Source organism: Lysobacter xanthus (assembly GCF_047159895.1).
Window position 1 is genome coordinate 1 of the sequence record NZ_BAAGAB020000083.1, and the last position, 9,593, is coordinate 9,593.

General features: G+C 72.1%; 7 protein-coding genes. 6 read left to right on the forward strand and 1 reads right to left on the reverse strand.

All coding sequences use genetic code 11. From position 1 onward, the window contains the following. The first annotated feature begins 78 nt into the window (after nt 1-78). The 4 genes from ACY35P_RS13925 to ACY35P_RS13940 all read left to right on the forward strand — a co-directional run bounded on the left by ACY35P_RS13925 (nt 79) and on the right by ACY35P_RS13940 (nt 6,142). Complete coding sequence (locus ACY35P_RS13925) at nt 79-2,142, forward strand: tetratricopeptide repeat protein (RefSeq protein WP_462116440.1); 2,064 nt, start codon at nt 79-81, stop codon at nt 2,140-2,142. Further along, nucleotides 2,139-2,837, forward strand: a complete 699-nt coding sequence (locus tag ACY35P_RS13930; RefSeq protein ID WP_462116441.1) for a sensor histidine kinase — start codon at nt 2,139-2,141, stop codon at nt 2,835-2,837. The genes ACY35P_RS13925 and ACY35P_RS13930 overlap by 4 nt, the downstream gene beginning before the upstream one ends. A gap of 41 nt (nt 2,838-2,878) precedes the next feature. After that, the gene (locus ACY35P_RS13935) at nt 2,879-3,517 is read left to right on the forward strand and encodes a response regulator transcription factor (protein ID WP_462116442.1); all 639 of its coding nucleotides are present in this window, start codon (nt 2,879-2,881) and stop codon (nt 3,515-3,517) included. 156 nt (nt 3,518-3,673) lie between these two features. Then, a complete protein-coding gene (locus ACY35P_RS13940) occupies nt 3,674-6,142 on the forward strand; it encodes a S8 family serine peptidase (RefSeq protein WP_462116443.1) in 2,469 nt (822 codons plus the stop codon). Nucleotides 6,143-6,182: 40 nt separating this feature from the next. Here ACY35P_RS13940 and ACY35P_RS13945 read toward each other — a convergent pair whose 3' ends face one another. Continuing rightward, nucleotides 6,183-7,382, reverse strand: coding sequence for an MFS transporter (locus ACY35P_RS13945; protein ID WP_462116444.1), 1,200 nt, complete (start codon nt 7,380-7,382; stop codon nt 6,183-6,185). A gap of 113 nt (nt 7,383-7,495) precedes the next feature. On the opposite strand from ACY35P_RS13945, the gene ACY35P_RS13950 reads away from it, so the two are divergent. Together ACY35P_RS13950 and ACY35P_RS13955 are read left to right on the forward strand one after the other, a co-directional pair. Beyond that, nucleotides 7,496-7,978 (forward strand): LEA/WHy family protein, encoded by a 483-nt coding sequence (locus ACY35P_RS13950; RefSeq protein ID WP_462116445.1) that lies wholly within the window; start codon nt 7,496-7,498, stop codon nt 7,976-7,978. 12 nt (nt 7,979-7,990) lie between these two features. Next, on the forward strand, nt 7,991-9,593 hold a 1,603-nt coding region (locus ACY35P_RS13955; protein WP_462116446.1), incomplete at its 3' end, for an acyl-CoA dehydrogenase family protein.

Sequence of the window (9,593 nt, forward strand, 5' to 3'; positions counted from 1 at the left end):
CCGGCGCGAGCGCGTGCGCCGTGAGCTCGCCGTGGTGGGCGCGGATGATCGCGTCGGCCACGATCAGGCGCAGGCCGCGTGGTGCGCATCGAACTGCGTCCCGCGCGCGGAGGCTGGCAGGCGATCGGCCACCAGGAAGGCGGCGCCGGCGAGGCGCGGTCGCCCGGTCCGCGCGCCGCAACGGCAGGACAGGCGGTGGGGCTCTGGCTGCGGACACCCGGCGCGACGGGCGCGCTCGGGCTGTCGAGTGCGCCGACGATGCGCGTGCCCGCGCCGCAGGCGCTGTCACTGCAAGGCTCCGCAGAGGTCGCGCGGCGCCAGGGGCGCTACGACGCCGCCCTCGCCGCCCTTCGGCAGGCCGTCGCGCTGGACCGCACCGACCCGGCCGGCTGGGTCGCGCTCGCCGACGTGGCCGCGGCGGTCGGCGAAGACGATCTCGCATTGACCGCGGTCACGCAGGCGCAGCGCGCCACGGCCGATGCTCCGCCGCGCCTGCGGCAGCGGCTCGCCGCCACGCGCGCGCTGCTGGAAGGCGATGCGGCGTCCGCGGCGCGCGACTGGCGCGTGCTGCTGGCGCGCCAGCCGGCCGATACGCACGCCGAACTGCAGCTCGCGCGCGCGCAGGGCGCAGCCGGTGAGCTGGATGCGGCCGTCGCCACGTTGCAGCACCTCACCGCGCGCGATGCACAGGACGCGCGTGCCTGGTTCGAGCTCGGAAAGATGTCGATCCTCAAGGGCGACGCGCGGCCGGCGCTCGACGACTACCTGCTGCGGGCGCTGGTGCTGTTCAAGCGCGGCGGCAATGCCTACGGCGAGGCCGAGACGGTGAACGCGCTCGGCGTGGGCTACGGGCGCCTCGGCCAGACGACGGCCGCGGAAGAGCAGTACCGGCGCGCCGTGCAGCTGCGCCGCGACGTCGGCAACCGTCGCGGCGTCGCGACGAGCCTTCGCAACCTCGCGAACCTGCTCAGCCAGCGCGGGGCCTTCGACGACGCGGCCGCCTCGCTCGAGGACGCGCGTCGCATCAACGTCGAGCTCAACGATCGTGCCGGGCTCGCGGCGGTCGACAACGAGCGCGGCCTGCTCGAGGAGGAGCGCGGCAACTATCCGGCGTCGCTGGAGGCGTTCCGCCTCGCGCTGCAGGGTTTCGAGCGCGCGGGGGATCCGCACGGCGTCGCGCAGGCGCTCAACGACATCGGCTTCGCGCAGTACCAGCTCGGCGCTTACGACGACGCGCAGGCCTACTGGCAGCGCGCGGCCGAGGCTTATCGCCGGCTCGGCGATGGCACGGGCGCGATCCGCACGCGTCAGAACCTCGGCCTCCTGCAGGCCGCACGCGGGCGCTGGACCGAAGCGCAGGCCTCGCAGGACGAGGCCCTCGCGCAGGCGCGGCGACGGCAGATGGCGGAGGAAGCCGCCGTCGGCTATCGCAACCTCTCGGAACTCGCGCTCACGCGCGGTGACGTGGGCGGCGCGCTGCGCCATGCCGCGGAGGCGCTGCGCATCTTCAGCGCCCGCGAGGACCGTCGCGGACGCATCGACGTCCGCCTGCTCGATGCGGAAGCGCTGATCGACGCCGGCGACGCGACGGGCGCCGCCCGCGAACTCGAGGCACTGAAGGGCGACATCGGCAGTGCGTCCACCGAGCAACGCGCCATCGCGGGACGCCTGCAGGCTGAACTCGCGGCCGCGCGCGGCGATGCGTCGATCGCACGTGCCGCCCTGCGCGCCGCGGCCCCGCTGGCCCGCGCCTCGGGCGTGCGCGCGCTCGCCCTCGATCTCGATCTCCTGCAGGCGCGGCTGTCGCAGGCCGATCCCGCGCCGCTCGATGCGCCGACCGCGGCGCTCGGCCATGCCGGCCTTCGCCTCGAATGGATCGAGCTCGCGATGGCGGCCGCCATCCGGCGGGGCGATGCCGCGGGTGCACTCCGCCTGTATCGCGAGGCCGGCACGTGGCTCCGCGAGAACGACAGCCGGCTCGCGATCTCGATCCACCGCCAGGCGGCGGTCGCGCATCGGCTGGCCGGCGACGCGCTGTCTGCCGACGAAGCCGACCGCGCCGCGCGCGAATCGCAGTCGCGCTTCGACGCCCACCTTCCCGCCGCACCGCGCGCGGCCTCGTCCAAGGACGCGACGCGATGAACGAACCGGCCGACCGCTACGCCCAGTTGCTGCAGCGCCTCGAAGCGAACGAGCGCGAATTTCGCCGGCTCGGCCGTTCCGTGCTGCGCGTCCAGGAGGACGAGCGTCGCCGCCTCGCGCGTGACCTGCACGACGGCGTCGGCCAGAACCTCACCGCGCTGAAGCACCGCCTCGCCCAGCTCCGCGACGCCGCAGGCACCGACGCGGCCTTGCACGATGCGCTGGCCGCAGCCGTGGAGTTGTGCGCCGACACGCTCGAGGACACGCGCGAACTCTCGCGGCTGCTGCGCCCCACCATCCTCGACGACCTCGGACTCGAGCCCGCGCTGCGCTGGCTCGGCCGCAGCATCGGTGAATCGGCCGGGCTCGCGGTCACCGTCGACCTCGAACCGCTGCCGCCGCTCGACGGCGAACGCCAGACGCTGCTGTTCCGCGTCGCGCAGGAAGCGCTCAACAACATCGCCAAGCATGCACGGGCGCGCAGCGTGCTGGTGCGCCTGGTCGAGCGCGACGGCGACCTGCAGTTGCAGGTGCTCGACGACGGCATCGGCTTCGATCCCGCGCAGCGCGCGTCGGGCAGCGGGCTGTCGGGCATGCGCGAACGCCTGCGCCTGTTCGGGGGCCGGCTGGAGGTGCACAGCGCGCCCGGCAACGGCACTCGGCTGCGGGCGGTGGTGCCCGCCGAAGGCGGCTGAGTCACCTTGACGCCGCGGCCGGTGGCCCGCAGGGTGGCGACATGATCCGCATCCTGATCGCCGACGACCACACGCTGGTGCGCGAGAGCCTCGTCGGCCTGCTGCAATCCGAAGGCGACGTGCAGGTCGTCGCGCAGGCCTCCGACGGCGCGGAAACGGTCGAGAAGGCGCTCGTCGTGCGGCCGGACGTCGTCGTCTGCGACCTCTCGATGCCGCGACTCGGCGGCATCGAGGTGGTGCGACGGTTGCGCGAACAGTTGCCCGACACGCGCGTGCTGGTGCTGACCATGCACCAGGAGGACGAATACGTCCTGCAGGCCGTGCGCGCGGGTGCGTCCGGCTACCTCGTCAAGGACAGCGCCGCGTCGGAACTGCTGGCCGCGGTGCGCAACCTGCACGCGGGGCGGGGCCATTTCGGACCGCAGGCGGCGAAGACGCTCGCGCAACAGCTGCAGCATCCGGAACGCACGCTCGACGATCCCTACGGACGTCTCACCAGTCGCGAGCGCGAGGTCTTCCACCTCATCGCCGAAGGCCACACGACGAAGGAAGTCGCGCGCAAGCTCGACATCAGCGCGAAAACGGCGGAGAACCACCGGGCGCGCGTGCTCGACAAGGTCGGCGTGCGCAATACGGCGGAGCTGGTGCGTTACGCGCTGCGCAAGGGTCTGCTCGACTGATCCGTGCACTCGGCGTGCACGCGATGTGATGCCGGGGCGCCATACGCCGGAGACTAGGGGAAAGTCCCCGTGCCCACTGGGCCATAGGCCGGATACGCGCAGCGCGTCTGGACGGCGACGCTTCGTGACGGTATCCGCCGATCCCCCGAGGCCGTCATGTCCATCCGTCGCCACCGCCTGCGCGCGAGCCTGCTCGCCGCCGCCATCCTGACCGCGCCGCTCCTCGCCGAGGCCCGCCGCCTCGATGCGCAGCTCGAAGCGCTGCTGCCTACTACCGCCGCCACCGACAGCCTGCAGGTCATCGTCAGCTTCAACGGCGCTGCGCCGCTCACCGCCGAGCAGCGCCAGCGCCTCGCCTCCCTCGGCGTGCGCGGCATCACCCTGCGCGACCTGCCGATCGCGGGCGTGCTGGCCACGCCGGCGCAGATCCGCTCGCTGCTCGCCATGTCCGACGTGCGCTCGGTCTGGCTCAACAAGAAGCTGCAGTACGACAACTACGAGGCCACGCGCATCACCGGCGTGCAGCGCCTGCGCACCGAATCGGGCCTGCGCGTCAACGGCATGCCCGTCACCGGTCGCGGCATCGGCGTGCTCATCAACGACTCCGGCGTCGACGGCACCCATCCGGACCTCAAGTACCCGGAGCACGTGAAGCAGAACGTGCTGGGGCAGACCAACCTCGCCGCCCAGGACGCCCTGCTGCCGATCACGTACGTGGAGAACGTCGCCAACACCGACATCGGCGGCGGCCATGGCTCGCACGTCGCCGGCATCGTCGGCGGCAACGGCGCCGCGTCGCCCGGCGGCAAGTTCGAGGGCGTGGCCCCCGGCGCGTCGATCATCGGCTACGGCTCGGGGGCCGGCCTCTTCATCCTCGACACGCTGGGCGGCTTCGACTACGCACTGACGCACCAGGCGCAGTACAACATCCGCGTCGTCTCGAACTCGTTCGGCAATACCGGCGACACCGGCACCGACTTCGATCCGGACGACCCGACCAACATCGCCACCAAGAAGCTCGCCGACCGCGGCGTCATCGTGGTGTTCTCCGCGGGCAACTCGGGCGCGGGCGAAGCCACGATCACGGGCAACTTCAAGAAGGCACCGTGGGTGGTAACCGTGGCGGCGGGCGACAAGTCCGGGCGCCTGGCCGACTTCTCCTCGCGCGGCGAGAACGGCCGCGGCGGCACCGTCTCGGTCGACGGCACGAGCTACATGTGGGAGGACCGGCCGACGGTCACCGCGCCGGGCGTCGACATCGTCTCGGTGCGGGCGTCCACCGGTGCCGTCGACAAGACCGGCGCACAGGGCGACGTCGAGACGCTTGGCACACTCGCCGCGTACTACGCGACGTTGTCCGGCACCTCGATGGCCGCGCCGCACACGTCGGGCATCGTCGCGCTGATGCTCGAGGCCAATCCGAACATGGACTGGCGCGACGTCAAGCGGATCCTTCAGGAGACCGCCTCGAACCTGCCGGGTGGCGCGAAGTGGGAAGTCGGCGCCGGTTACATCAACGCCTATGCCGCAGTGCAGTCCGCCGTGGGCCAGGGCCGCTTCGGTCCGACGGTCAACGCCGCGCGCACGTTCAACGCGAATGCACAGGTGTCGACCGCGAGCGCACGCGACTACGCCATCGACTTCAGCCCCGTGGGCCCCACGAGCTCGGTGCAGTTCCAGGTCGGCGCCGACATCGCGCTCGTCAACGCGCGCGCGGCGGTCGGCGACAACACCGTGGCCATCTCGCTCACCGATCCGAACGGCAAGCGCTACGGTTCCTCGATTGCGCTGCCGGTCCTCGGCGAGAACATCGCGGTGTCGGCGCCGGGCGTAGCGGGCACGTGGACCCTCACGGTGCGCGGCGTGGGCTCGGTGTCCGGCACCAACCTCGACCCCGCGAAGGTCACCAATGGTTATGGCGTTCCGGGCACGGTCAACGTCAACGTGAAGCAGCTGCGCACCGATGGATACACCGGCCTGCGCGACGTCGCGACGCATGCGTCCCGCGGCTTCGTCGAGTTCGGCGTCTCCAATCGCCTGGTCGACAGCTATGCGGACGGCACGTTCCAGCCCGACCGCGTGCTGACGCGGGGCGAGCTCGCGGACTTCCTGGTGATGGGCGCCGGCATCCGCCAGTTCCGCCCGCTCGCGAACGGGACCTCGGTGAGCGACCTCGGCGCCGCGGATGCCCGCCTGCCGGCGGCCGAGGCCGTGCTCGCGAGTGGCGCCTCGCAGCGCGACCTCTCGCACCGCCAGGCCGGCGTGATGGGTCGCGTGGACGGCGCGTTCCGCCCCGATGATGTGGTGACGCGTGCGAGCCTGTCCTACTCGCTGGTGCAGAGCCTTGGTCTGCAGGCGCAGGCGGAAGGCTTCAGCGGCACGCTGACCGCGCTGTACGACGGCAAGCGCGTCGAGGTGAAGGACGACGCGTCGATCCCGGCACCACTGCGTGGCTACGTGCAGTACGCCCTGGACCTCGGCCTGGTCAATGCGCGCTTCGAGGTCGTGCAGGGTCCGTTCGACCTGCAGCCGACGGTGGTCGCCTACTTCGATCCGGCGAAGACCGTCACCCGTGGCGCCTATGCTGCGGCCGCCAGCCGCCTGTTCGCCGCCTACGGGCTTTGATCAACCGCACGGATCGAACGTGGTGACGCGAAGCCCGCTCTCAGGAGCGGGCTTCGTCGTTCGCGCGGGGCAGCAGCAGGGCGGCGACGAGACTCGCCAGTGCGAACGCAGCGCCCGCCTTGAACGTCCACGCGGCGCCGAACGCGTCCCACAGCGCGCCTGCCGTCGCGCTCGCGGCCAGCAGCGCGACGCCCGTGACGAGCCCGAGCACGCCGAAGGCCGTGCCGCGCGCATCGGCCGGTGCATGGTCGGCCACGAAGGCCCCGAGCACGCCCTGGGTCAGTCCCATGTGCAAGCCCCACAGCGCCGCGCCGCCGAGCGCGAGCGCCGGCGAGCCCGCGCGGGCCAGCACAAGATCGCTCGCGACGAGCACCAGCAGCCCCACCACGAGCACGCCGCGCCGACCGAGCCGGTCGCTCAGCACGCCTGCGGGAAAGGCGCTGACGGCGTAGACGAGGCTCATCACCACTAGTACGAGCGGCACGAGCGCCTTCGCGAGGCCGACCTGGTCGGCGCGCAGGATCAGGAACGCCTCGCTGAAACGCGCGAGCGACAGCAGCGTGCCGACCCCGACCACACGCCAGTACCCCGCGCCGAGCGCCCGCAACCCGGCGCGGGTGAGCGGCATGCGTGCGGGCATCACGGCGTCGCCGGAGCGCTCGGGCTCGCTCACGAAGCGCAGCAGGATCGCGACGGCCACGAGCCCCGGCAGCGCGGCGAACCACAGCACGCGGCGGATGTCGTCGTCGAACAGGAACATCAGCCCGATGGCCGCGAGCGGCCCCAGCACCGCGCCGACGGTGTCGAGCGACTGCCGCAGCCCGAAGCTCGCACCGCGCAGGTCGGGCGGCACGATGTCGCCGAGCATCGCGTCGCGGGGTGCGCCGCGGATGCCCTTGCCGAATCGGTCGACCAGCCGCGCACCCACGATCAGCGGCACCGACTGCGCGAGCGGGAACACCGGCTTGGTCAGCGTCGCGAGTCCATAGCCGAGCACCACCAAGGGCTTGCGGCGACCGAGGGCGTCGCTCGCGGCGCCGGAGAACAGCTTGGTCACCAGTACGAGCGCTTCGGCCGCGCCCTCGATCAGGCCGATCGCGAGCGCCGTGGCGCCGAGCGGCCCCACCAGCAGCAGCGGCAACAGGGCGTGGACCATCTCCGAGCCGAAGTCGGTGAACAGGCTCACCCAGCCCAGCGCCCAGACGCCGCGCGGGATCCGCTTCAAGCTCGTTCGCGCCATGCCGGGCTCCTGTGGGCCCCGCGAGTATGGCCGCCGCCCGCGCATGGATGTCGCGACGCCGCGTCGCCCATTCGGGACGGTATGCTCGGCCGCATCACCGCCGGGACCCCACCATGCGCGCCACGCTCCTCGCCCGCACCGCCTTCCTTGTCGCCACCGCCGCCCTCCTCGCCGCCTGCGCGGGCGGCCCGGTGCGCCGCGTCTCCAAACCCGCCGCGCAGATCCAGCAGCTCACCGTGCGTGCCGACGGCGGCTGGGACGTGCAGCTGCGGCTGCAGAACTACAGCTCCATCCCGATGCGCTTCGATCGCGTGCGGCTCTCGCTCACCGCGGCCGGGCAGCCGGCGGGCGACGTGGTGGCGACGCCGGCGCTTGACGTGGGTCCGGAGTCGGCCGACGTGGTCAGCGTGCGCCTGCAGCCTGGCACCGGCGCGAAGCTCGCCGTGGCCGACGCCCTGTCGGCCCGCGGTGCCGTGGCCTACGTGCTGGACGGCGAACTCGTCGCCACGCCCGAGAAGAAATCGCAGCAGACGTTCGACGTCGAATTCCGCAGCAGCCTGAATCCCGCGCCGGGCCTGCCCGGCGTCCTCCGCTGACCCGAGGCCCCGATGAGCCGTTACGACGCACCGCTGACCGACATCCGCTTCATCCTGTTCGACCTGCTCGACGCCGAGCGCGAATTCGCGCGGCTCGGCTTCACCGACGCCACCCGTGACGTCCTCGACGCCGTTCTCGAGGAAGGCGCGCGCTTCGCCACCCAGGTCCTCGCCCCGCTCAACCGCGTCGGCGACGAGATCGGCTGCACGCTCGACACCGCCACCGGCGACGTGCGCACGCCGCCGGGCTTCAAGGAGGCCTACGCGCAGTACGTCGAGGGCGGCTGGACGGGGCTCGTCACCGCGACCGAGCACGGCGGCCAGGGCCTGCCGCACCTCGTCGGGTTCCCGATCAAGGAGATGGTCGACGCCGCGAACCTGGCGTGGGGGAATTTCCCGCTGCTGTCGAACGGTGCGGTGGAAGCACTGTCGGTCTACGGCACCGAGTGGCAGCGCGAGGTCTTCCTCAAGCCGCTCGTCGAGGGCCGCTGGACCGGCACGATGTGCCTCACCGAGCCGCACTGCGGCAGCGACCTCGGCCTGCTGCGCACGCGCGCCGAGCCGCGCGGCGACGGCACGTATGCCATCTCCGGCACGAAGATCTTCATCACCGCCGGCGAGCACGACATGACGGACAACATCGTCCATCTCGTCCTCGCCAAGCTGCCGGATGCGCCGTCGGGCAGCCGCGGCATCTCGCTGTTCGTCGTGCCGAAGTTCCGCGTCGCGCAGGACGGCTCGATCGGCGCGCGCAACACGCTGCGCTGCGGCAGCCTCGAGCACAAGATGGGTATCCACGGCTCGGCGACGTGCGTGATGAACTTCGACGGCGCCGAGGGCTACCTCGTCGGCGAACCGCACAAGGGCCTGATGGCCATGTTCGTCATGATGAACACGGCGCGCCTCGCCGTCGGCCTGCAGGGCCTCGGCCTGTCGGACCGCGCCTTCCAGAACGCGACGGTCTACGCGAACGAACGGCTGCAGATGCGCGCGGCGACCGGCGCGAAATTCCCCGAAAAAGCCGCGGATCCGATCATCGTCCACCCGGACGTGCGGCGCATGCTGCTCACCTGCAAGGCGCTCGTCGAAGGCGGCCGCGCGCTCGCCTACGACGCCGCCATGCAGTTCGACATCGCCACGCACGGCGAGAGCGAGGCCGAGCGCGCGGAAGCCGATGCGCTCGTCGGCTTCCTCACGCCGATCGTCAAGGCCTGCCTCACGGAGTGGAGCATCGAGGTCACCTACGACGCGCTGCAGTGCTACGGCGGGCACGGCTACATCCACGAGCACGGCCTCGAGCAGCTCGCGCGCGATGCACGCATCACCACGCTGTACGAGGGCACGACCGGCATCCAGGCGCTCGACCTGCTCGGCCGCAAGGTGATGCAGCTCAAGGGCGCGGGCCTGAAGGCGATGCTCGGCCGCATCCGGGGCTTCTGCGAGACGCACGGCGGCGACGCGGAACTCGCCGGCTACTGCACCGCGCTGTCCGACCTCGCGGCCCAGTGGCAGCAGCTCAGCGTCGAGATCGCGCAGCGCAGCGGCGACGATGCCGACGAACTCGGTGCGGCCGCCTACGACTACCTCATGTTCTCGGGCTACGTCGCGCTCGCCT

Coding starts and splice junctions, on each gene's coding strand:
- ACY35P_RS13945 (WP_462116444.1), bottom strand. CDS start 7,382: ATGGCGCGAACGAGCTTGAAGCGGATCCCGCGCGGCGTCTGGGCGCTG.
- ACY35P_RS13930 (WP_462116441.1), top strand. CDS start 2,139: ATGAACGAACCGGCCGACCGCTACGCCCAGTTGCTGCAGCGCCTCGAA.
- ACY35P_RS13950 (WP_462116445.1), top strand. CDS start 7,496: ATGCGCGCCACGCTCCTCGCCCGCACCGCCTTCCTTGTCGCCACCGCC.
- ACY35P_RS13935 (WP_462116442.1), top strand. CDS start 2,879: ATGATCCGCATCCTGATCGCCGACGACCACACGCTGGTGCGCGAGAGC.
- ACY35P_RS13940 (WP_462116443.1), top strand. CDS start 3,674: ATGTCCATCCGTCGCCACCGCCTGCGCGCGAGCCTGCTCGCCGCCGCC.